This window comes from Streptomyces sp. NPDC030222, from assembly GCF_055573115.1.
In genome coordinates this window covers 193,432-215,021 of sequence record NZ_JBVICA010000013.1, presented here as the reverse complement: position 1 = coordinate 215,021, position 21,590 = coordinate 193,432, and the positions used below count along the sequence as shown (strand labels likewise).

The 21,590-nt window shown below is 71.2% G+C and carries 17 protein-coding genes and 1 pseudogene; 9 read left to right on the top strand and 9 right to left on the bottom strand.

Annotated elements, in window-relative coordinates:
- Nucleotides 1–4: 4 nt before the first annotated feature.
- From ACZ4Z5_RS20520 to ACZ4Z5_RS20510, 3 genes are all read right to left on the bottom strand, one after another.
- On the bottom strand, nt 5–1,207 hold the full coding sequence (locus tag ACZ4Z5_RS20520) for a DUF5667 domain-containing protein (protein ID WP_468264689.1): 1,203 nt from the start codon (nt 1,205–1,207) through the stop codon (nt 5–7).
- A 248-nt stretch (nt 1,208–1,455) separates the two neighbouring features.
- Nucleotides 1,456–2,268: an ECF subfamily RNA polymerase sigma factor, BldN family gene (locus ACZ4Z5_RS20515; protein ID WP_468264687.1), complete on the bottom strand. Its 813-nt coding sequence runs from the start codon at nt 2,266–2,268 to the stop codon at nt 1,456–1,458.
- Nucleotides 2,269–2,633: 365 nt separating this feature from the next.
- The gene (locus ACZ4Z5_RS20510) at nt 2,634–3,572 is read right to left on the bottom strand and encodes an HAD family hydrolase (protein ID WP_468264685.1); all 939 of its coding nucleotides are present in this window, start codon (nt 3,570–3,572) and stop codon (nt 2,634–2,636) included.
- 135 nt (nt 3,573–3,707) lie between these two features.
- Between ACZ4Z5_RS20510 and ACZ4Z5_RS20505 the strand changes: the two genes are divergently transcribed.
- The 6 genes from ACZ4Z5_RS20505 to hemB all read left to right on the top strand — a co-directional run bounded on the left by ACZ4Z5_RS20505 (nt 3,708) and on the right by hemB (nt 10,565).
- Entirely contained in the window at nt 3,708–3,983 is a 276-nt protein-coding gene (locus ACZ4Z5_RS20505; protein ID WP_468264683.1) for a glutaredoxin family protein, read from the top strand.
- Between the two features lie 308 nt (nt 3,984–4,291).
- Nucleotides 4,292–5,089: a redox-sensing transcriptional repressor Rex gene (locus ACZ4Z5_RS20500; protein ID WP_468264681.1), complete on the top strand. Its 798-nt coding sequence runs from the start codon at nt 4,292–4,294 to the stop codon at nt 5,087–5,089.
- On the top strand, nt 5,086–6,747 hold the full coding sequence (locus ACZ4Z5_RS20495) for a glutamyl-tRNA reductase (RefSeq protein WP_468264679.1): 1,662 nt from the start codon (nt 5,086–5,088) through the stop codon (nt 6,745–6,747). Before ACZ4Z5_RS20500 ends, ACZ4Z5_RS20495 begins: the two co-directional genes overlap by 4 nt.
- Entirely contained in the window at nt 6,744–7,703 is a 960-nt protein-coding gene (gene hemC, locus ACZ4Z5_RS20490) for a hydroxymethylbilane synthase (protein ID WP_468264677.1), read from the top strand. Before ACZ4Z5_RS20495 ends, hemC begins: the two co-directional genes overlap by 4 nt.
- Nucleotides 7,700–9,370: a bifunctional uroporphyrinogen-III C-methyltransferase/uroporphyrinogen-III synthase gene (locus ACZ4Z5_RS20485; RefSeq protein ID WP_468264675.1), complete on the top strand. Its 1,671-nt coding sequence runs from the start codon at nt 7,700–7,702 to the stop codon at nt 9,368–9,370. The genes hemC and ACZ4Z5_RS20485 overlap by 4 nt, the downstream gene beginning before the upstream one ends.
- 199 nt (nt 9,371–9,569) lie before the next feature.
- The gene (gene hemB, locus ACZ4Z5_RS20480) at nt 9,570–10,565 is read left to right on the top strand and encodes a porphobilinogen synthase (protein ID WP_468264673.1); all 996 of its coding nucleotides are present in this window, start codon (nt 9,570–9,572) and stop codon (nt 10,563–10,565) included.
- Between the two features lie 67 nt (nt 10,566–10,632).
- On the opposite strand, the gene argS is transcribed toward hemB, so the two are convergent.
- Nucleotides 10,633–12,396, bottom strand: coding sequence for an arginine--tRNA ligase (gene argS, locus ACZ4Z5_RS20475; protein WP_468264671.1), 1,764 nt, complete (start codon nt 12,394–12,396; stop codon nt 10,633–10,635).
- 218 nt (nt 12,397–12,614) lie between these two features.
- Here argS and lysS point away from each other — a divergent pair, with 218 nt between their 5' ends.
- Nucleotides 12,615–14,357: a lysine--tRNA ligase gene (lysS, locus tag ACZ4Z5_RS20470; RefSeq protein WP_468264669.1), complete on the top strand. Its 1,743-nt coding sequence runs from the start codon at nt 12,615–12,617 to the stop codon at nt 14,355–14,357.
- A gap of 109 nt (nt 14,358–14,466) precedes the next feature.
- On the opposite strand, the gene ACZ4Z5_RS20465 is transcribed toward lysS, so the two are convergent.
- The 3 genes from ACZ4Z5_RS20465 to ACZ4Z5_RS20455 all read right to left on the bottom strand — a co-directional run bounded on the left by ACZ4Z5_RS20465 (nt 14,467) and on the right by ACZ4Z5_RS20455 (nt 17,685).
- Nucleotides 14,467–15,735 (bottom strand): DUF2637 domain-containing protein, encoded by a 1,269-nt coding sequence (locus ACZ4Z5_RS20465; protein ID WP_468264667.1) that lies wholly within the window; start codon nt 15,733–15,735, stop codon nt 14,467–14,469.
- A gap of 181 nt (nt 15,736–15,916) precedes the next feature.
- Nucleotides 15,917–16,654: a DUF3558 family protein gene (locus ACZ4Z5_RS20460; protein ID WP_468264665.1), complete on the bottom strand. Its 738-nt coding sequence runs from the start codon at nt 16,652–16,654 to the stop codon at nt 15,917–15,919.
- A gap of 170 nt (nt 16,655–16,824) precedes the next feature.
- A complete protein-coding gene (locus ACZ4Z5_RS20455; protein WP_468264663.1) occupies nt 16,825–17,685 on the bottom strand; it encodes a DUF3558 domain-containing protein in 861 nt (286 codons plus the stop codon).
- 163 nt (nt 17,686–17,848) lie between these two features.
- Between ACZ4Z5_RS20455 and ACZ4Z5_RS20450 the strand changes: the two genes are divergently transcribed.
- Nucleotides 17,849–19,042, top strand: a complete 1,194-nt coding sequence (locus tag ACZ4Z5_RS20450; RefSeq protein WP_468264661.1) for an RtcB family protein — start codon at nt 17,849–17,851, stop codon at nt 19,040–19,042.
- Between the two features lie 175 nt (nt 19,043–19,217).
- A pseudogene (locus tag ACZ4Z5_RS20445) lies at nt 19,218–19,439 on the top strand (transposase); the annotation flags it as partial.
- 113 nt (nt 19,440–19,552) lie between these two features.
- Here the strand turns inward: ACZ4Z5_RS20445 and ACZ4Z5_RS20440 are convergent.
- Together ACZ4Z5_RS20440 and ACZ4Z5_RS20435 are read right to left on the bottom strand one after the other, a co-directional pair.
- The gene (locus ACZ4Z5_RS20440) at nt 19,553–20,245 is read right to left on the bottom strand and encodes a response regulator transcription factor (protein WP_468264659.1); all 693 of its coding nucleotides are present in this window, start codon (nt 20,243–20,245) and stop codon (nt 19,553–19,555) included.
- Nucleotides 20,224–21,564, bottom strand: a complete 1,341-nt coding sequence (locus ACZ4Z5_RS20435) for a sensor histidine kinase (RefSeq protein WP_468264657.1) — start codon at nt 21,562–21,564, stop codon at nt 20,224–20,226. Before ACZ4Z5_RS20435 ends, ACZ4Z5_RS20440 begins: the two co-directional genes overlap by 22 nt.
- Nucleotides 21,565–21,590: the final 26 nt, after the last annotated feature.

Here is a 21,590-nt window from a genome sequence, read left to right as displayed (position 1 = left end):
TGGGTCAGCCCGCGTCCTGGCCGTCGATACCGATGCCTGGCAGCAGGCCGGGCAGGATCGGGGGCAGGGTGACGTCCGTGTCGGGGGTCCCACTGCCGCCGGTGCCGGGCTGGCTGGGGCTGGTACCGGTCGTGGGCGGTTCGAGCAGACCGCCGGTGCTGCCGCCCAGCAGGCCGTCCTGCGCCGGTGCGGTGGAGCCGGATCCGGTGGTCGGCTGGGGCGTGGTGCGGGTGCCGTCGGCCGTGCCCGACGAGGCGGGCGCCGAGGGAAGCTGCCCCTCCGGGACCGAGGAGCCGGTCGCCGAGCCGCCGGGGCGGGCGTCCTCGGACTGCCGGCCCGGCTCGGGGGCGGCCGGCAGCAGCGACTGGAGCGGCGCGACCTCTTCGTCTATGGCGTCGAAGACCGAGCTCACCTCATTGCTGACGTCGGTCAGCTGAGGGGGCAGCTGCTGTCGGAGTCTGCTCCACCCGTCGCGGTGCGACTGGGTGAACGAGGACAGGGCCTGGATGGGGCCCAGGGAACCGTCCCGCTCGTACACCTCGTGGAGCAGCCGGTGGCCCTCGGTCGCGTCGTGCCGCATGCCGGTCAGGGCACGCCGGATCTCGCCGAGCGTCTCGTGGTCCAGTTCGGCGGCCCGGCCGCGTTCCATCAGTCGGCGGGCTTCGCTGAACCGGGTGGAGGCCTGGTCCAGATAGACGAGGCCGCGGTCGGCGTCGCCGTCCGTGATACCGAGCTTGATGTCCTCCATGCCCCGCTTGAGTCCGTACAGCGAGTCACCGGGGAGGGCGTCGGAGCTGGCAGCGGCGACCCCCCCGAACGCCCCCGCGGCCACACCGACGGTGAGGCCGCCCGCCGCGATGCCCTTGGACCAGCGGGAGCGGGGTCGCATCTTCCGGAGCGAGGCCGCCCGATGGGCGCCACGGCCGGTCCGCTGCTCGGGCAGGGGAGGGTCTGCCGTCGCACCGCTCCCGGCGAACATCGCCTCCATGGCGGCTACCAGCTGGGCACGCTGCACCACTTTGACCTCTGGGTCCATTTCCGGTGACGGCAGGGTGCCGAGACCATGGGCAAGGGTCAACATCCGGTCGCGCTCGGTCCGTTCGTCGGGACCACCGGGCTGTTCGGCCGCCGGGTCCTGGAGTGTCCGGTCCTCCAGGGCCTGGGCGAAGGCGTTCGCCCGCCGGTGCGGCGACACATGTGCGATCACTGGCGGCACCTCCTCTCGTCATGACGGTCGACTCCCCAAGGGGTCCGAAAGGTTGCCCGCCTTGAGCACATCCACACGAACGAGTGATTGGCTGCGGGCGTGGCGTGACCACAGGGAGCCTGCATCCCGCTCAACGAGCGGTGAGGCGCTTGGGTTACGGACGAAGGATGATCCGACCACAGCGTCATGAAAGGGTCACCAGCAGTGAGTAGAAAGGGAGTTGGGCCGTTCGGGGCAGCGGCCGCCGGTCAGCGGGCGTCGTCGGGCAGCAGCCGGGCCAGGGTGCGGACGGCCCGGTACTGGAGGGTCTTGATGGCGCCTTCGTTCTTGCCCATCACGCGGGCGGTCTCGGCGACCGAGAGGCCTTGGAGGAAGCGCAGTGTGACGCATTCCTGCTGCTGGGGGTTGAGCTTGCGGACGGCCTCCAGCAGGGCCGCGTTGGAGAGGGATTCGAGGACGGACTCCTCGGGGCTGCGCTCGACCTCGTTGGCGTCGAGCATTTCGCCCGTGGTCACTTCGAGCCGGAACCTGCTCGACTTGAAGTGGTCGGCGACCAGGTTGCGGGCGATGGTGACCAGCCAGGCGCCGAAGTCCCGGCCCTGCCAGGTGAAGGTGGAGATCCGGCGCAGGGCCCGCAGAAAGGTCTCGCTGGTCAGGTCCTCCGCGGTCGCCTTGCCGCCGACCCGGTAGTAGATGTACCGGTACACGGTGTCGCTGTACTGGTCGTACAGCCGGCCGAAGGCCTCGGCCTCGCCTGCCTGGGCGCGTTCGACCAGGTCCATCATCCGCGCGCTGTCGCTGTCCGCGCTGGGGCGGCGTGCCGTGGTCCCTGCGGCGCGCGCGGGGGTGCCCGAGGCGGTACGGGTGCCCGCCCGTCTCCCTACGGCCGCTCCGCCCTCGGCCAGGGCGTAGCACGGGCCGACCGGTCCGCTGGTGGCGGTGACCGGCACGGCGAAGGCGGGGACGGCGTACGCGGTGGGGACGAAGCCGCGCAAGTGGCCGAGGACCGTTGCGCGCAGCGTAGCCAGGCCCGAGGCGTCAACCCCGACGTGTGGGTACACGGGACTCCCAGAGGCAGAGCTTCCATCACGTGCAGTGCGGGACCGTTCACTCGTCGTGGCGACGTGTGGGTTCCCTTGTGCGTCTGAGGAGAATAACGCTTCGTGCAGGGACTGCTACACCGAGTTGCTCAAATCATCGATTCCGTCGCTTCTGTTACGTCTGGGCGGCGGATCAAGTAGCACTTTGTGAGCATTTGCTGATCGGGCGAGAACGTCATCTGCCTGATTGCGGAATGGGTTGTGCCCGCGAGGGATGCTGCGGGACCGCCGGGGGCCGGGGGCGGGCAGGCGGGAGCGCCTGCCCGGACGCATCCCGTGAAGCGGTGTCACGGGGCCCATTGGGGGCCGAGGGGCAGGTGGGACGGTCAGCGGCGACGGCGGTGCAGGGCGACCGCGGCGGCCGTGCCGCCCGCGATGGCGCCCACGCCGGCCGCAGCCGGGATGCCGACCTTGGCGGCCTTGCGGCCGGTGCGGTAGTCGCGCAGCCGCCAGTCGAGGGCGCGGGCGTGTTTGCGCAGTTTGGTGTCGGGATTGATCGCATACGGATGCCCGACGAGCGAGAGCATCGGAATGTCGTTCGCCGAATCGCTGTAGGCGGCGCAGCGCGAGAGGTCCAGGCCCTCGGCGGCGGCCAGGGCGCGCACCGCCTCGGCCTTGGCGGGGCCGTGCAGCGGTTCGCCCACCAGTTTGCCGGTGTACACGCCGTCGACGGACTCGGCGACGGTGCCCAGGGCGCCGGTCAGGCCGAGCCTGCGGGCGATGATCGTGGCCGTCTCGACGGGTGCCGCGGTGACCAGCCAGACCTTCTGGCCCGCGTCGAGGTGGGCCTGCGCCAGGGCGCGCGTGCCCGGCCAGATGCGGTCCGCCATGTACTCGTCGTAGATCTCCTCGCCGATGGACGTCAGCTCGGAGACCCGGTGGCCCTTGACGATCGACAGCGCGCTGTCACGGGCGTCGGCGATGTGCTCGGGGTCCTCGACGCCCGCCAGCCGGAACCAGGCCTGTTGCCAGGCGAACCGGACGAGTTCGCGGCGCTGGAAGAACTTGCGCTTGTACAGTCCGCGTCCGAAGTGGAAGATCGCGGCGCCCTGCATCACGGTGTTGTCGAGGTCGAAGAACGCGGCCGCGCGGTCGTCCCCGATGACGGGGAAGGCCTGTTCCTCGGGCTCGGCCGGTGCCGGTTCCCCCGCCGGTGCGAGCTCCTGCGACGTCTTGCGCGCTGCCTCGGCCGACGCCTCGCCCGCCAGCACGCTGCGTGCGGTTGCGGGGCGCCTACGAGGGGTGAGCCATCCCAATGCGGCCATGTCGTGAGCATAGCCAGTCTGTTCGGGCCTTCCGGCCCTGCCGGGGTGCGAAGGTGTGAACTCTCCGCGACCTGTGTGTTAAACGACCCGTTGGAGGGCGCCCGGACGGCCGACGGCGCGGCGGAGAATGGGGACATGAGTCCATTGCTGCGTCGCGGGAACAAGAAGCCGGCCGAGCGCCTGGTGACCCTGGTGGGGAAGCCGGGCTGTCATCTGTGCGACGACGCCCGGGTGGTGATCGAGAAGGTCTGCGCGGAGACCGGTGCCTCCTGGGAGGAGAAGGACATCGCCCAGGACGAGGCGCTGCACCGTGCCTACTGGGAGCAGATCCCGGTGGTGCTGGTGGACGGGGAGCAGCACACGTTCTGGCGGGTGGACGAGAACCGGCTGCGCCGGGCCCTCGGGGCGTGATCGCCGGGCGGACGGCCGTGCCGTGGTGCTCCGCGGGTGCTCGGGGACGTACCGGGGGCGCGGGTGTGAGCGGGGTGAGCGGCCATGCGCCCTTCGTGTTCCCGGCGCCGCCCCCTTCGGGCTTCCGACGCCCGGGGCTCCCGGAGAGTTCCCGGCGGCCGCGATCGGCGTGCGTGAGCCCGGTCACTTTGGACGGACAAACCGGACACCATCTTTGTGCACGTGTTCACAAAGACATAGCCTGCTGTCGACGGGGCGGCCATGGGTACGACGGCCGCCCGGAGCCTCGCTCATCCCGCAGGAGCACCGTGGCAACTGGCCGAACTCACCGACCGGCGACCCGTAGCCGAGGAATCCCCGAGGCCACCGTCGCCCGGCTTCCGCTGTATCTGCGTGCGCTGACCGCGCTCTCCGAGCGCTCGGTCCCCACGGTGTCGTCCGAGGAGCTCGCCGCCGCCGCAGGGGTCAACTCCGCCAAGCTCCGCAAGGACTTTTCCTACCTCGGCTCGTACGGTACGCGCGGCGTCGGTTACGACGTCGAGTACCTCGTGTACCAGATCTCCCGTGAGCTGGGGCTCACCCAGGACTGGCCGGTCGTGATCGTCGGCATCGGCAACCTCGGCGCCGCCCTCGCCAACTACGGAGGGTTCGCCTCCCGTGGCTTCCGGGTCGCCGCGCTGATCGACGCCGACCCCGCGATGGCGGGCAAGCCCGTCGCCGGCATGCCGGTCCAGCACACCGACGACCTCGAGAAGATCATCACCGAGAACGGCGTGTCGATCGGCGTCATCGCGACCCCCGCCGGGGCCGCCCAGCAGGTGTGCGAGCGGCTGGTGGCCGCCGGTGTCACCTCCATCCTGAACTTCGCGCCGACCGTGCTCTCCGTGCCGGACGGCGTCGACGTGCGCAAGGTGGACCTGTCCATCGAGCTGCAGATCCTGGCGTTCCACGAGCAGCGCAAGGCAGGCGACGAGTCCGGGGCCGACGCGACCCCGGTGCCTTCGTCGGCCGCGGCCCCCGACATGGGCGGTGCCGCCATCCGCACCGCCGCGCCGTCCGAGCGCAAAGGGCCGGACGGGGATGTTCCCGCGGTGATGCCGGCATGAGCCTCCTCGTGGTCGGCCTCAGCCACCGCAGCGCCCCGGTCAGCGTCCTGGAGCGGGCCTCGCTCGCCCCGGACGCGCGGGTGAAGCTGCTGCACGACGCCCTCGCCGCCGAGCCCGCGGCCGAGGCCACCGTGCTCTCCACCTGCAACCGCATCGAGCTCTACGCCGACGTGGACAAGTTCCACGCCGGTGTCGCGGAGCTGTCCACCCTGCTCGCGCAGCACAGCGGCGTGGGGCTGGAGGAGCTCACCCCCTATCTGTACGTGCACTACGAGGACCGTGCGGTCCACCACCTGTTCTCGGTCGCGTGCGGGCTCGACTCGATGGTCGTGGGCGAGGGCCAGATCCTCGGTCAGATCAAGGACGCGCTGGCCGTGGGACAGGAGCAGCACACCGCGGGACGGCTGCTGAACGATCTGTTCCAGCAGGCCCTGCGGGTCGGCAAGCGCGCCCACAGCGAGACCGGCATCGACCGGGCCGGCCAGTCCCTGGTCACCTTCGGCCTGGAGCAGCTCGCCGTCGACCGGCCGGTCGCGGAATGGGCTGCGGGCAAGCGGGCGCTGGTGATCGGCGCCGGCTCGATGTCCTCGCTCGCCGCGGCCACCCTGGCCCGTGCCGGAGTCGCCGAGATCGTCGTCGCCAACCGCACGCCGGAGCGTGCGGAGCGGCTCGTGCAGATCCTCAGCGAGCCCGGCGGCACCGGCGTCGCCGCCCGGGCCGTGGGCATGGACGACGTCGACGGCGAACTGACACGAGTCGACGTCGTGGTGTCCTGCACCGGCGCGACCGGCCTGGTGCTGACGGCGGAGGCCACCGCCGCCGCCGTGCCGGGTGCGTCCGAGGCGCTGGCCACCGCGGAGCGGGCCGCCGCGCAGACGTTCGCGGACGAGTCCGCCGCCGGTGGGCCGGAGCAGCGGATCGCGGCCGACGCCGAGGTCATCGCACGGCTCGCCACGCTGGAGCGGGTGCCCGAGAACCCGGCACCGGCCGCAGCGGAGGACGGCTGCCCGGTCGGGCTCGACGACCTCGCCGCGTCCGGCGTGGCCGCCGACGACATGGGCCTGCACGGCGCCTGGATGGAGAACGCCGCCGCCGACCGCCGGGGCGCCGTACGGCGTGCCGCCCCGGTGCGTGACACCGGACCGGTCCGGCTGGCGCTCCTCGACCTCGCCATGCCGCGCGACATCGACGCGGCCGTCCACCGCATCCCGGGCGTACGGCTGGTCGACATCGAATCCCTCGCCGAGGCGTCCGCCGACGCGCCGATGGCCGCCGACGTCGACCAGGTGCGGACGATCGTGTCCGACGAGGTCTCCGCCTTCGGCGCGGCCCAGCGCGCCGCGCACATCACCCCGACCGTCGTCGCACTGCGCGCCATGGCTGCCGACGTCGTCGCCGGGGAGATCGCGCGGCTCGACGGCCGGCTGCCCGACCTGGACGAGAAGCAGCGCGCCGAGGTCACCCAGACCGTGCGCCGCGTCGTCGACAAGCTCCTGCACGCGCCCACCGTGCGGATCAAGCAGCTCGCAAGCGAGCCCGGCGGCGCCGGGTACGCCGATGCGCTGAGGACTCTCTTCGACCTCGACCCCGAGACGGTCGCCGCCGTCAGCCGGGCCGATCTGAACGAGGCCGACATCAAGAACCGAGGGCGGTCATGACCGAGAAGGCATTGAGGCTGGGGACGAGGCGCAGCCAGCTCGCCATGTCCCAGTCGGGGCAGGTGGCGGAGGCGGTGAGCCGGGTCACCGGCCGCCCCGTCGAGCTGGTGGAGATCACCACGTACGGGGACACCTCCCGTGAACACCTTGCGCAGATCGGCGGCACCGGTGTGTTCGTCGCGGCGCTGCGCGAGGCGCTGCTCGCCGGCGAGGTGGACTTCGCGGTTCATTCGCTGAAGGACCTGCCGACGGCGCAGCCGGACGGCCTGGTGCTCGCGGCGATACCGCGGCGCGAGGACCCGCGCGACGTGCTGGTCGCGCGTGACGGGCTGTCGCTCGCCGAGCTGCCCGAGGGTGCCAGGATCGGCACCGGTTCGCCGCGCCGCATGGCGCAGCTCAACGCGTTCGCGCGCGACCACGGCCTGCGGATCGAGACCGTGCCGATCCGCGGCAACATCGACACCCGGGTCGGATACGTCCACAAGGGTGAACTGGACGCGGTCGTGCTGGCCGCGGCCGGCCTCAGCCGGATAGGCAGGCTGGGCGAGGTGACCGATTTCCTCCCGGTCGACGTCGTCCTGCCCGCCCCGGGCCAGGGGGCCCTGGCCGTGGAGTGCACCACCACGGCCACGGAACTCGTGGCCGCGCTCGCCGGACTCGACGACCCGCACACCCGGGCCGCCGTGACCGCCGAGCGGTCCCTGCTCGCCGCCCTGGAGGCCGGCTGCAGTGCACCTGTGGGTGCGCTGGCCGACCTGCTGGGCGACGGACAGGTTGTCAACGAAATGCGCCTGCGCGGTGTCGTCGGAACCACCGACGGATCCACGCTGGTGCAGCTGTCCACCACCGGTCCCGTGCCCTCGTCCGACGACGAGGCCGTGGCACTCGGGCGCGAACTCGCGGCCGAGATGCTCGCCAAGGGTGCGGCCGGTCTTATGGGGGAGCGAGCACTTTGAGCCCCACCACCGCATCTTCGGTCCACTCCGCACATGGGCAGGTCACTTTCCTCGGTGCCGGCCCCGGGGATCCGGGTCTGCTGACGCTGCGCGCCGTGGAGGCGCTCGGCAACGCGGACGTCCTGATCGCCGAGCCGCATGTGCTCGACGTCGTACGTGTGCACGCCCGGGCGGGCGTCACCGTGCTCGAGCAGGGCGCGACACAGCTGACGGTTGTTGACGAGACGTCAAAAACCGTCGGAGCGCCCGCATCGAGGGACGCGTCCAATCTTGTCATGGAGGCCGCGCGCTCCGGCAGGCGGGTCGTCCGTGCGGTGTCCGGCGACCCGGGACTGGACGGGAACGCGGGCGAGGAGATGCTCGCCTGCGCCTCCGAGGGCATTCCGTTCGAGGTCGTGCCCGGTGTCGCGGCCGCGGTCGGTGTGCCCGCGTACGCGGGTGTGCCGCTGCGCGACGCGATGGGCACGGACGTGCGGTTCATCGACGCCCGTACCGCCGACGCGCGGTGCTGGAACGAGGTCGGGGCGAGCGACGGCACGGTCGTGGTGTCGACCGCGCTGGACGCGGTGGCCGCGGCCGCGAGCGAGCTGGTCTCGGCCGGCCGCAAGCCGGACACCCCGATGACCGTCACCGTCGCCGGTACGACGACCCGCCAGCGCACCTGGACGGCCACGCTCGGCACCATCGCCCAGGTCCTGAAGCAGGCGAAGGTGCTGCCCTCGCCCGAGGGCCACCAGCCGGTGATAGCCGTGGTCGGGGAGCGCAGTGCCGCGGCGCAGCGCGACCAGCTCGCGTGGTTCGAGTCCAAGCCGCTGTTCGGCTGGAAGGTGCTCGTGCCGCGCACCAAGGAGCAGGCCGCCTCGCTCTCCGACCAGCTCCGCTCGTACGGCGCCGTGCCGCACGAGGTGCCGACGATCGCCGTCGAGCCGCCGCGTACCCCGCAGCAGATGGAGCGCGCGGTCAAGGGCCTGGTCACCGGCCGGTACGAGTGGATCGCGTTCACGTCAGTCAACGCCGTCAAGGCGGTGCGGGAGAAGTTCGAGGAGTACGGTCTCGACGCCCGTGCCTTCGCCGGTATCAAGGTCGCCGCGGTCGGCGAGCAGACCGCGAAGGCGCTGGTCGAGTTCGGGGTGAAGCCGGACCTGGTGCCGTCGGGCGAGCAGTCCGCCGCCGGTCTGCTGGACGACTGGCCGCCGTACGACCCGGTGTTCGACCCGATCGACCGGGTGTTCCTGCCGCGCGCGGACATCGCCACCGAGACGCTGGTGGCCGGGCTGATCGAGCTGGGCTGGGAGGTCGACGACGTCACGGCGTACCGCACCGTGCGCGCCTCGCCGCCGCCTGCCGAGACCCGCGAGGCGATCAAGGGCGGTGGATTCGACGCCGTGCTGTTCACCTCGTCCTCGACGGTGCGGAACCTCGTCGGCATCGCGGGCAAGCCGCACAACGTGACGGTGATCGCCTGTATCGGCCCCGCCACGGCGAAGACCGCCGAGGAGCACGGGCTGCGGGTCGACGTGATGGCGCCCGAGCCGTCGGTGCACAAGTTGGCCGAGGCACTCGCCGAGTTCGGCGCGCGGCGCCGGGCGGCGGCGCTGGAGGCGGGCGACCCGGTCACCCGGCCGAGCGAGCGCCGGCCGGGTGCGCGGAGGCGCCGCACGACCTGAGGCGGGCGGTGGAGCCTGATGGGCGGGACGTGACGGGCGGAACACAACCGGCCGGACCGTGGCCATCAGTTGCGTGACTGCCCGCCCCGGAGTGTGCCGGAGGGGGTACGGGAGCTTCCCGTGCCCCTCCGCCCGTGTCCGGCCGTCCTCCGGCAAGGTGTCGGCAAAGGCACCCCCGGCGGCGGCGTAGCGTTGGCGTATGACTGTGTACGGATCCTTTCCCGGCGCGCGGCCCCGGCGGCTGCGGGTCAACCCGGCGATGCGGCGCATGGTCGCCGAGACGCGGCTCCACCCGGCCGATCTGATCCTGCCTGCGTTCGTGAAGGAGGGCGCCGCCGAGCCGGTGCCGATCTCCTCCATGCCGGGCGTCGTCCAGCACTCCCTGGACACGCTGCGCAAGGCGGCGGTGGACGCGGTGTCGGCGGGCGTCTCCGGGATCATGCTGTTCGGTGTCCCGCTCGACGAGAAGAAGGACGGGGCGGGGACCGCGGGCACCGACCCCGACGGAATCCTGCAGGTCGCGATCCGTGCGGTGAAGGACGAGGTCGGTGACGAACTGGTCGTCATGTCCGACCTGTGTCTGGACGAGTACACCGACCACGGTCACTGTGGTGTGCTGGACGCCGACGGCCGTGTCGACAACGACGCGACGCTGGAGCGGTACGCCGAGATGGCCCAGGTCCAGGCCGACGCCGGTGTCGATGTCGTCGGCCCGTCCGGGATGATGGACGGTCAGATCGGGGTCATCCGGGACGCGCTGGACACCATCGGCAGGGAGGACGTCTCGGTCCTCGCCTACACCGCGAAGTACTCCTCGGCGTTCTACGGACCGTTCCGTGAGGCCGTGGCCTCGTCGCTGAAGGGCGACCGCAAGACCTACCAGCAGGACCCGGCCAACGTCCGAGAGTCGCTGCGGGAGCTGGCGCTCGACCTCGCCGAGGGTGCGGACATGGTCATGGTCAAGCCGGCGCTGCCGTACCTGGACGTCCTGGCGCGCGTCGCGGCCGAGGCCGACGTGCCCGTCGCCGCGTACCAGATCTCCGGGGAGTACTCGATGGTCGAGGCGGCCGCGGAGAAGGGCTGGGTCGACCGCGACGCAGCGATCATGGAGACGCTCACCGGCATCAAGCGGGCCGGGGCGAGCATGATCCTCACGTACTGGGCGACGGAGGCGGCGCGGAAGCTCGCGCGCTGAGCCGGCGCCGGTCGTGGCGAGGCCCCGCCGTCCACCCCCGGGACGGCGGGGTCTCGTCGTGCGGGGATCAGAGACGCTCCGGCGTCCGGATGCCCAGCAGGGCCATTCCCTGGTGCAGGGTGCGGGCGGTGAGGTCGCACAGGAAGAGACGGTTCTCGGCGACCTCGACCGGCGGCTCCGGCTTGATGACCGGGCACTTGTCGTAGAACGTCGTGTAGAGCGACGCCAGCTGGTACAGGTAGGCGGCCAGCCGGTGCGGCTCGTACGACGCGGCGGCCTCGGCCACGACCTCGCCGAACTGGTCCAGGTGCAGGGCGAGGGCACGCTCCGCGGGGACGAGTTCGAGCTCGGGGTGGACCGCCGGGCTGCGGTCGCCCGCCTTGCCGAAGATCGACCGGATACGCGCGTACGCGTACTGGAGGTACACCGACGTGTCGCCGTTCAGCGACACCATCTGGTCCAGGTCGAACTTGTAGTCCCGGGACGCCGACGTGGACAGGTCCGCGTACTTCACCGCGCCGATGCCCACCTGGGCTGCGCGCTCGGCGATCTCGTCCTCCGTGAGGTCCCTGGCCTTCTCGCGGACCACCGCGGCGGCCCGGTCGATCGCCTCGTCCAGCAGGTCGACCAGCCGGACCGTCTCACCCTCACGCGTCTTGAACGGCTTGCCGTCCTTGCCGAGGACGGTGCCGAACGCGAGCTGGACGGCCTTGACGTCCTCGTTCAGCCAGCCGGCCCGCCGCGCGGTCTCGAAGACCATCTTGAAGTGCAGCGACTGCCGGGCGTCCACGACGTAGAGCAGGCTGGTCGCCTTCAGGTCCTGCACGCGGTCGCGGATCGCGGAGAGGTCGGTCGCCGCGTAGCCGAAGCCGCCGTCGGACTTCTGGACGATGAGGGGGACGGGGTTGCCGTCGGGGCCCTTGACGTCGTCGAAGAAGACGCACAGCGCGCCGTTGGAGCGCACGGCGACGCCGGACTCCTCCAGCAGTCGGCAGGTCTCCGTGAGCATGTCGTTGTAGCCGGACTCGCCGACGACGTCCTCGTCACGGATGTCCATGTCGAGCTTGTCGAAGACCGAGTAGAAGTAGATCTTCGACTCGTCGACGAACTTCTGCCAGAGCGCCAGGGTCTCCTCGTCGCCCGCCTGCAGGTCGACCACCCGGCGGCGCGCCCGGTCCTTGAACGCGTCGTCGGAGTCGAACAGCGCCCGCGAGGCCTTGTAGAGGCGGTTCAGGTTCGACATGGCCTCCTCGCCGGAGACCGCGCCCTCGTCCTTGTGGTCCAGCTCGTGCGGGTGCTCGATCAGGTACTGGATGAGCATGCCGAACTGGGTGCCCCAGTCGCCGATGTGGTGCCGGCGGACCACCTTCTCGCCGGTGAACTCCAGGATCCCGACCATCGAGGCACCGATCACCGCGGACCGCAGGTGGCCGACGTGCATCTCCTTGGCCACGTTGGGCTGCGCGTAGTCGATCACGGTGGTGCCCGCGCCCTCGGCGTACGGGACGCCCAGGCGGTCGTCGGCGTGCCGCGCCGCGAGCGTCCGCAGGATCGCCTCGTCCGCCACGGTGATGTTGAGGAAGCCGGGGCCGGACACCTCGATGTCCTTGATCAGTTCGCTGCCCGGGAGGGACTCGACGACCTTGGCCGCCAGCTCACGCGGGTTCCCCTTGAGCTTCTTGGCCAGCGCCAGGATGCCGTTGGCCTGGAAGTCGGCCCGGTCGCTTCGTCGCAGCAGCGGGTCCGCGGAACCGGCCTCCGGCAGGGCTGCCGAGAGGGCGTCCGCGAGGCGCTGCTGGACGAGAGCTGCGAGGGAAGGGACCGAGGCCATGAGGTGCCGTTCCTGTCGATGGGTGCTTGGTGCGTACGGTTGTCAAGTATTCCATGGCGGGCCTTGCCGGTTCCCCGGAGAATTCCCGGAACACCCCCCGGAGGGACCCCGGAGGACGGCCCTGCGGAGGGCTCGGGGAAGTGCCGGGGCCACGCAACCGCGGAGGGGTCCCTTCCGTCTGGGACAATGGCGATTGCCGGCTTACGAGAAAGAAGGACGTGCCGATCGTGGCTCAGAGCGCTCAGAGCACCGAGACCGACTGGGTCTCCCGTTTCGCGGACGAGGTCATCGCCGAGTCGGAGCGTCGTGCGCCTGGCAAACCCGTCGTCGTCGCGTCCGGCCTGTCGCCCTCCGGCCCCATCCACCTGGGCAACCTCCGCGAGGTCATGACCCCGCACCTGGTGGCCGACGAGATCCGCCGCCGGGGGTACGAGGTCCGGCACCTGATCTCCTGGGACGACTACGACCGCTACCGCAAGGTGCCGGCCGGTGTCCCCGGCACGGACGCGTCCTGGGCCGAGCACATCGGCAAGCCGCTGACCTCCGTCCCGGCCCCGGCCGGCTCGGCGTACCCGAACTGGGCCGAGCACTTCAAGGCGGCCATGGTCGAGGCGCTGGCCGAGCTCGGCGTGCAGTACGACGGCATCAGCCAGACCGAGCAGTACACCTCCGGTGTGTACCGCGAGCAGATCCTGCACGCCATGAAGCACCGTGCGGACATCGACGCCATCCTCGACCAGTACCGCACCAAGCAGAAGGCCCAGGCGAAGAAGCAGCAGCAGAAGCCCGTCGACGAGGCCGAACTGGAGGCCGAGGAGGGCTCCGGCGCCGCGACCGAGGACGACGGCAGCGGCGGTGCGGGCGGCTACTACCCGTACAAGCCGTACTGCGGCAACTGCAACAAGGACCTCACCACGGTCACCTCGTACGACGACGAGACGACCGAGCTGTCCTACCGCTGCACCGCCTGCGACTTCTCCGAGACCGTCCGGCTGACCGAGTTCAACCGCGGCAAGCTGGTCTGGAAGGTCGACTGGCCGATGCGCTGGGCGTACGAAGGCGTGATCTTCGAGCCCTCAGGTGTCGACCACTCCTCGCCCGGCTCCTCCTTCCAGGTCGGCGGCCAGATCGTCGGCATCTTCGACGGCAAGCAGCCGATCGGCCCCATGTACGCCTTCGTCGGCATCAGCGGCATGGCCAAGATGTCCTCGTCGAAGGGCGGCGTGCCCACCCCGGGCGACGCGCTGAAGATCATGGAGCCGCAGCTGCTGCGCTGGCTGTACGCCCGCCGCAGGCCGAACCAGTCGTTCAAGATCGCCTTCGACCAGGAGATCCAGCGGCTCTACGACGAGTGGGACTCCCTGGAGCGCAAGGTCGCCGACGGCAGCGTGCTGCCCGCCGACGCCGCAGCGCACTCCCGGGCCACCCGCACCGCCGACGGCGAACTGCGGCGCACCCCGCGCCCGCTGCCGTACCGCACGCTCGCCTCGGTCGTGGACATCTCGGCCGGCCATGACGAGCAGACCCTGCGGATCCTCAGCGAGCTCGACCCCGAGAACCCGCTCACCTCGCTCGACGAGGCCAGGCCGCGCCTCGACCGCGCCGAGAACTGGATCACCACCCAGGTCCCGGCCGAACAGCGCACCCTGGTGCGCGAGGAGCCGGACACCGAGCTCCTCGCCTCGCTCGACGACACCGCCCGCGAGTCGCTGCGGCTGCTCCAGGAGGGCCTGGACACCCACTGGTCGCTGGACGGGCTCACCACGCTCGTCTACGGCGTGCCCAAGGTGATGGCCGGTCTGGAGCCCGACGCCAAGCCCACGCCCGAGCTGAAGGTCGCCCAGCGTTCCTTCTTCGCGCTGCTCTACCGGCTGCTCGTCAGCCGTGAGACCGGACCGCGCCTCCCCACCCTGCTCCTCGCCGTCGGCGCGGACCGGGTGCGCAAGCTGCTCGGTTCGTAACCGGCCGCCGGACGCGGAGGGCCGTCACCGGATGTTCCCGGTGACGGCCCTCGTCGTTGCCGGCGGCGGGTGCGCGGCGGTCTGCGTCCGTGGCCTTGTGCGTCAGGCCCTACGCGATGTGGTCCTCCAGCAGCTCGTTGTTGAACTGGGCCGTGAACCGCTCCATGTACTGGTTCAGCTCGCGGGACGGGAGGCGCAGCCCGTAAGCGGCCTCGACGTTCGAGGCGAAGGCGCCGGGCGTCGGCATGCCCTCACCCTCTATCGACTGCCGGAACACCTGGTACAGGTTCTCGTCCGAGGGCAGCGCCTCTTGCACGCCCTCCCCCAGTGGCCGCGTGCCGCCCGCCCCGTTCGGCACCTGGAACTGCGGCTCCGGTGCCTGCGCCTGGGCCGGTGCCTGTCCTGGCTCCGCCGTGCGCGGCTGAGGCACCGGCTCGGGTTCCGCGGTGCGCGGCTGCGGCACCTGGATCTGCTGCGGCTGCTGGTCGTACCGGGTCTGCTGCTCCGGCCCCGGGGCGTACCCGGGCGGCTCGTAGTTCGGGTCGTAGTTCGGGTCGTAGTCGCCCTGATAGCGCCCGTACTGCTCTGCGGCGAACCACTGGCTCGGGCCTTCCGCAGCGGCCGCGACCGGCGTCTGCGCGTGGGTGGCCCTGGTGGGCTCCAGCGCCGGTGCCGCAGGCTGCGCGGGCAGGAGTTGCGGCTCGATCCCTGCCGCCGCGAGGCCGGCCGGCGCGGTCTCCGCCAGCGGCACGCCGTACCGGGCGAGGCGCAGCGGCATCAGTGCCTCGACCGGGGCCTTCCGCCGCCAGGCGCGTCCGTACCGGGCCTGCAGCCTGGCCTGATAGATCAGCCGGTCCTGCTCCAGCTTGATCACCTGGTCGTACGACCGCAGCTCCCACAACTTCATCCGCCGCCACAGCCGGAACGTCGGCACGGGCGCCAGCAGCCAGCGGGTCAGTCGCACGCCCTCCATGTGCTTGTCGGCCGTGATGTCCGCGATCCGGCCCACGGCGTGCCGTGCGGCCTCGACGGCGACGACGAACAGCACCGGGATCACCGCGTGCATGCCGACGCCGAGGGGGTCGGGCCAGGCGGCTGCGCCGTTGAACGCGATGGTCGCGGCCGTCAGCAGCCATGCGGTCTGGCGCAGCAGCGGGAACGGTATGCGGATCCAGGTCAGCAGCAGGTCCAGTGCGAGGAGCACGCAGATGCCCGCGTCGATGCCGATCGGGAAGACGAGGGAGAAGGCGCCGAAGCCCTTCTTCTCGGCGAGTTCGCGCACGGCAGCGTACGAACCCGCGAAACCGATGCCGGCGATGATCACGGCACCGGCGACGACGACACCGATGAGTATGCGGTGTGTGCGTGTCAGCTGCATCGCGGCCACCCGCGATCCCCTCCCGTACTCGAATCCGGCGGCACACAGACTGGCACATGCCCGCGGAGCCCGCCCTCAGGGGGGAGGGCCGGGTTCCGCGGATCCGTGCGGAAGGCGGTGGAACGCGGTCACGTGAACGCGCCGGGTGACCGCGGTCATGGGAACGCGCCGGTGGAACCGGTCACTTGTTGGCGGCGGAGACCGCTGCCAGGGCGTCCTTGACGGCCTTCTTCGCGTCGTCGAGCATCTCGTCGTGCTCGGGCGCCGCGGCACCCTGGTAGCCGGCGCCGTTGTAGTCGAGGGTGATGACGACGTTCTCCGTCTTCACCACGATCACTTCGTACTTGAAGTTGGTGTCGGTCTTGCGGAGGTCGAAGGTGATCAGGCTGGCCTGGTCGCCCAGGCCGGACAGCTTCTCGTCCTTGACGTTCTTGGCGCCCTGCGTCTGCTTCGTGGCCGCCACCTGACGGTCGAAGGCCTCCTTGGCGCGCTCGTCGGCGCTGCCGAGGCTCTTGGCGGACTCCAGGCGCTTGAAGGAGACGTCCAGCCAGCGGTACTGGGAACCCTTGACGCCGTTGTCGTCCAGACCGTTCCAGGAGCAGCTGCCCTGGGTGCTGATCTCAGAGGACTTCCCGGCCGTGCCCGTGGCGTCCTTCGCCTCCGGGACGATGTCGTCGATCGTCTTCCCGGTGATCGCCTTGCAGGCGTCCGGCAGCTTCGCGTACTTCGCGGGCTCCAGCGGCTTGTCCGCCGACGGCTTGGCGGCGGACGGGGCGGCGGCGGCCGGGGACCCCTGGCCCTTCGCGGCTCCGGCGTCACCGCCGCCGTCGGAGTCGGACGAGCAGCCGGCGACGAGAAGCATGGCCGGAACGGCTGCGCAGGCGAGTATGCGGGTGAGTCGCGTGGCTGATCGGTGCATGTTTCCTTCGCTCATTCGTCGTCGGTCGTTCTCGCCGCTCGTCCGTACGTCGAGGCGCGTCGCCCGTCGGTACGCCGTCCGGTCCGCCCGCCACGGTACGCCGACGACGTCGCGGTCCGGAGTGATCGCTGTACGACGCAACTGCACGGGCGGGGGTGTCGGGGAGGGGGTCAGTCGTTGAACTGCTCGGCCAGTCCGTCGGCCAGGGCCTGGGCTTTTTCCTGTAGTTCCTTGCTGTCGGGGACCACGGTCACGACGGCGGGCTGCTCGGTGTACTGGATGGTCACGATGACGTTCGATGTGCGGAACACCACGCTGACGGTGCGGCTCTGCGCGGTGGAACCGGCCCGGCCCAGGACGTCGTTCAGGAACGCGGAATCGCCAAGATTGTCGAGAATGCGCGGTTTGAGGTCGTCGGGGGAGGCATTCGGGGACGGCGAACCGGGGGCAGGGGAGGAGGGGGTGGCGCCCGCCGCGGCGGTTCCCGTGGCCGGGCCTCCGGAGGCCTTGCCGGTGTTCCTGGCGGCGGCCCCGTCCGCGGCTCCGCCCGCCACCCCGCCGGTCGCCTTGCCGGGCGCCGCGGGTCCGGCCGGGGCGGGGAGTCCGGCGGCCGTGACCTGCTTCGCGTAGAGCGCGCGGGCGCGGTCGTCGTCGCTCACGGCGGGGTCGTAGGAGACCACGCGCTCGAAGTCGACGACGAGGCGGTGGGTGCTGTCCGGGGACTCCGACTTCCAGCGGCAGCCGACACGGCGGTCGGTGTCGTAGGTGAGCGCCGCGGTCCCGGCGTAGACCGTGGCGCGCTGCTCCTGCGGCAGGTCGGCCGGGACCGGCAGCATGTCCTTCAGGATCTCCCGGTCGACACTGCCGCAGGGCTCGCGAAGAGTGCGGTACTTGCCGGGCGGAGCCTCGGCCGGCTTGCTCGCGCCGATCTTCGGGTCCGCGGCGGAGGTGTCGTCCCCGGACGCGGCCGTGCAGCCGGTGACCAGTACGGCGAGCAGTGCGACACCGGATGCGTAGGCCTTGCGCTGCAAGGTTCCGGGCCCCCTTCGGACGGAAAAACGTTTGCCGCCGGGAGGCGGTCGCTGGAGACAATGTGTATCGCACGCACTGGTGCGGCCGCCGGTCTCCCGTCGCTTTTGCTGCCACTTGTCGCCAGTTTTGCGTTTTCAGTCTCATCGGGGGAATCGAGGAAGTGTGTCGTACATAGAGGTGCCCGGGGCGAAGGTTCCGATCCGGATGTGGACGGATCCCGCGACGGTCGAGGACGTCGCGATGCAGCAGCTGCGGAACGTGGCGACCCTCCCGTGGATCAAGGGCCTGGCAGTGATGCCCGACGTCCACTTCGGCAAGGGCGCCACGGTCGGCTCGGTGATCGCCATGCGCGGCGCGGTCTGCCCGGCGGCGGTCGGCGTGGACATCGGCTGCGGGATGTCGGCGGTCAGGACGTCGCTGACCGCGAACGACCTCCCCGGCGATCTGTCCCGTCTCCGCTCCAAGATCGAACAGACCATCCCGGTGGGCCGAGGCATGCACGACACCCCGGTCGACCCCAGTGGCCTGCACGGCTTTCCGACCGGTGGCTGGGACGACTTCTGGAGCCGCTTCGACGGCATCGCGGAAGCGGTCAGGTTCCGCCAGGACCGCGCGACGAAGCAGATGGGAACCCTCGGGAGCGGGAACCACTTCGTGGAGTTCTGCCTCGACGAGAACGGCTCCGTGTGGCTGATGCTCCACTCCGGCTCCCGGAACATCGGCAAGGAACTGGCCGACTACCACATCGGCGTCGCACAGAAGCTCCCCCACAACCAGAACCTCGTCGACCGCGACCTGGCAGTGTTCGTCGCGGACACCCCGCAGATGCAGGCGTACCGCAACGACCTCTTCTGGGCGCAGGAGTACGCGAAGTACAACCGGGCGATCATGATGACGCTCTTCCAGAACGTCGTCCGCCGGGAGTTCAAGAAGGCCAAGGTGACCTTCGACCCGGTGATCTCCTGCCACCACAACTACGTGGCGGAGGAGCGGTACGAGGGCATGGACCTGCTCGTCACCCGCAAGGGCGCGATCCGTGCGGGCAGCGGCGACTACGGCATCATCCCGGGCTCGATGGGAACCGGTTCCTACATCGTGCGCGGTCTCGGCAACGAGCTGGCCTTCAACTCCGCGTCCCACGGTGCCGGCCGCCGCATGAGCCGCAACGCGGCGCGGCGCCGCTTCTCGACGCGGGACCTGGAGGAGCAGACCCGCGGCGTCGAGTGCCGCAAGGACTCGGGCGTCGTGGACGAGATCCCCGGCGCGTACAAGCCGATCGAGAAGGTCATGGACCAGCAGCGCGACCTGGTCGAGGTCGTGGCGAAGCTGAAGCAGGTCATCTGTGTGAAGGGCTGAGGTCCAGCACATCACGTGATCGACGGGCCCCGGACTGCCGTCCGGCTTCGTGCGCAAAAGGAGAGCCGTAGGCCGGCGGCCTGGAGATCGAGGTGAAGACGACTCGGAACCGGCCGACGCTTCCCGCACGCCGACCCTCGGGCGGACCGCCTGAGGGTCGGCGTGCGGACAACTCGTGTCAGGTGGCGGAGGCAGTGGGCGCGAACCGTTCAACGCCGACTGGGTTCCGGGCCTCGTCTGCTTTGCCCGGCGAGGTCCACGACAACGAAATCACCTCCAGGTGATCGACGGGTTCCTGTACCCGGTGCGGACCCGGGTGCAGTGGCGCGACCTGCCCGAGCGGTTCGTGTCGCGGAAGACCGTCCACGAACACCACCGGTTGTGGTCGGCGAACGGCACAGGGGAGCGACATGCGCTGATCCCACTGCTCCGCCGGGCGGACGACCGGGCGCCAACGCCGACCCCGGCGCACAGCCGGAGCAACGGCCGGATGATCCTCGGGGAAACGTTCTATACCCCTGCAGCGCTGTCGGGGGCGGCGTCGTGGACGATCAGGGCGATCTGGACACGGTTGGTGACTTCGAGCTTGGCCAGGATGCTTGACACGTGTGCCTTGACGGTGGGGACGCTCATGAACAGCCGGGCGGCGATCTCCGCGTTCGTCCGCCCCTGACCGACCGCACGTGCGACGTCGTACTCGCGTGCGGCCAGACGCTCCAGTCGGGCCCGGGCCCGGGCCCGGGCGTCGGTGGCGGGCTCGGCCGGCGGGGTCCTGATCTGCGCGATCAGCTGCTGGGTGACTGCCGGGGACAGGACGGGGTCTCCGGCTGCGACACGGCGCACGGCGCCGACGATGTCGTTCGGCGGGGTGTCCTTGAGGAGGAAACCGGCGGCGCCGGCCCGCAGGGCGCGCAGGACGTAGTCGTCCGGGTTGAAGGTGGTCAGGACGATGACGGCCGGGGCGGTGGGGAGCGCGCGCAGGGCCTGGGTCGCGGCCAGGCCGTCGCGGACCGGCATGCGGATGTCGAGGAGGGCCACATCGGGGGCGTGTTCGGCGGTGAGGGCGACGGCCTCGTCGCCGTCAGCCGCTTCCGCGACGACGTCGATGTCCTCCACGCCGGCGAACATCACGCGCAGGCCCATGCGTACCAGTGGGTCGTCGTCGGCGAGCAGGAGTCGGATCACGCGGGCCACGGTATCCATGCCTGGAGGAGGAAGTCACCGGCACTGGGTCCGTGCCGCAGTTCGCCGCCTGCCAGCGCCGCGCGCTCGGCCAGGCCGATGAGGCCTCGGCCGGATCCCGGGACGGCACCGTCTGGCGTGCCGGGCGACGCCGGGCCTCCGGGGGAAGCTGCCGAGCCCGAAGGCCCGGACGGTACGGCGGGGTTGCGGACGATGATGTCCAGACCGGCGCCCCGTCCTCCGCTCACCTCGACGTAGACGGGGGCGCCCGGTGCGTGCTTGCGGGCATTGGTCAGGCCCTCCTGCACGATGCGGTAGACGGTGCGGCCCGCGAGCGCCGGGGCAGTGGCCGGCTCCTCGACGTCGACGTCCAGGCGGAGCCGCATGCCGGCGGCACGGGACTCGTCGGCGAGCCTGCCGAGGTCGGCCAGGGAGGGCTGCGGTGCCTCGGGGAGCGCTTCGCCGGAGGTCTCGTGGTGGGCCCCGGGAGCAGCCCGCGGTGCCGGGGCCGCGGACGGCGGGAGGGAGGGGTAGCGGTCGCCGGGAGTGCGCAGGAGTCCGATGACGGTACGAAGGTCCTCAAGGGCCTGGTGGGCGCTCTCCCGGATGACCCCCGCCGCACGCCCCACGTCGGTGGGATCGGGGGAGGAGTTGAGCTCCAGGGCACCGGCGTGCACGCTCAGCAGCGAGAGCCGGTGGGCCAAGACGTCGTGCATCTCGCGTGCGATGTCCTCACGGGCCCGTTGCTGCGCTTCCAGGGTCCGCCGGGTGGCTTCCTGATCGGCCCGCCGGGCGCGCTCGGTGAGGGCGGCCTCCCGCTTCCGGCGCGAGCGGACGAACCGGCCCCAGCCCACCGACAGGGCGACCAACGTCCAGGCGATGAGCAGGGTACCCAGGACCGCCGGGTCCAGGACGCTCGTACCGCGCCACGCCTGGGCCACGGCGACGGGAACCGCCGCGGCCGCCGCGAGCCAGGCCGTGACACGCACGGGGCGCAGTGCCGCGGCGGTGAACAGTGCGACCATCGCGGAGACCGTGACCGCCGGGGACAACAGCCCGAGTACGAGCGTGAGGACGGCGACGGCGACGGGAAACCGGCGCCGCCACCACAGGGCGCACGCCGCCCCGGCGGAGACGACCGAGCCGGCGTCCACGAAGACGAACCAGGGCTCGTACAGCGCGACGACTTTCACGACGGACAGCGACGGCGTGCCCGGGACACGAGGGAACATCAGCAGCGGATTGGCCGCGGTTCCGGCGAGCGCCACGGACAGGCAGACGGCGAACACCACGACGGTGACGTCGACGAAGCGCCGACGGGAGGCAGGGGGAGGGTGCACGGGGCGGAGCCTACGCGACACAAACC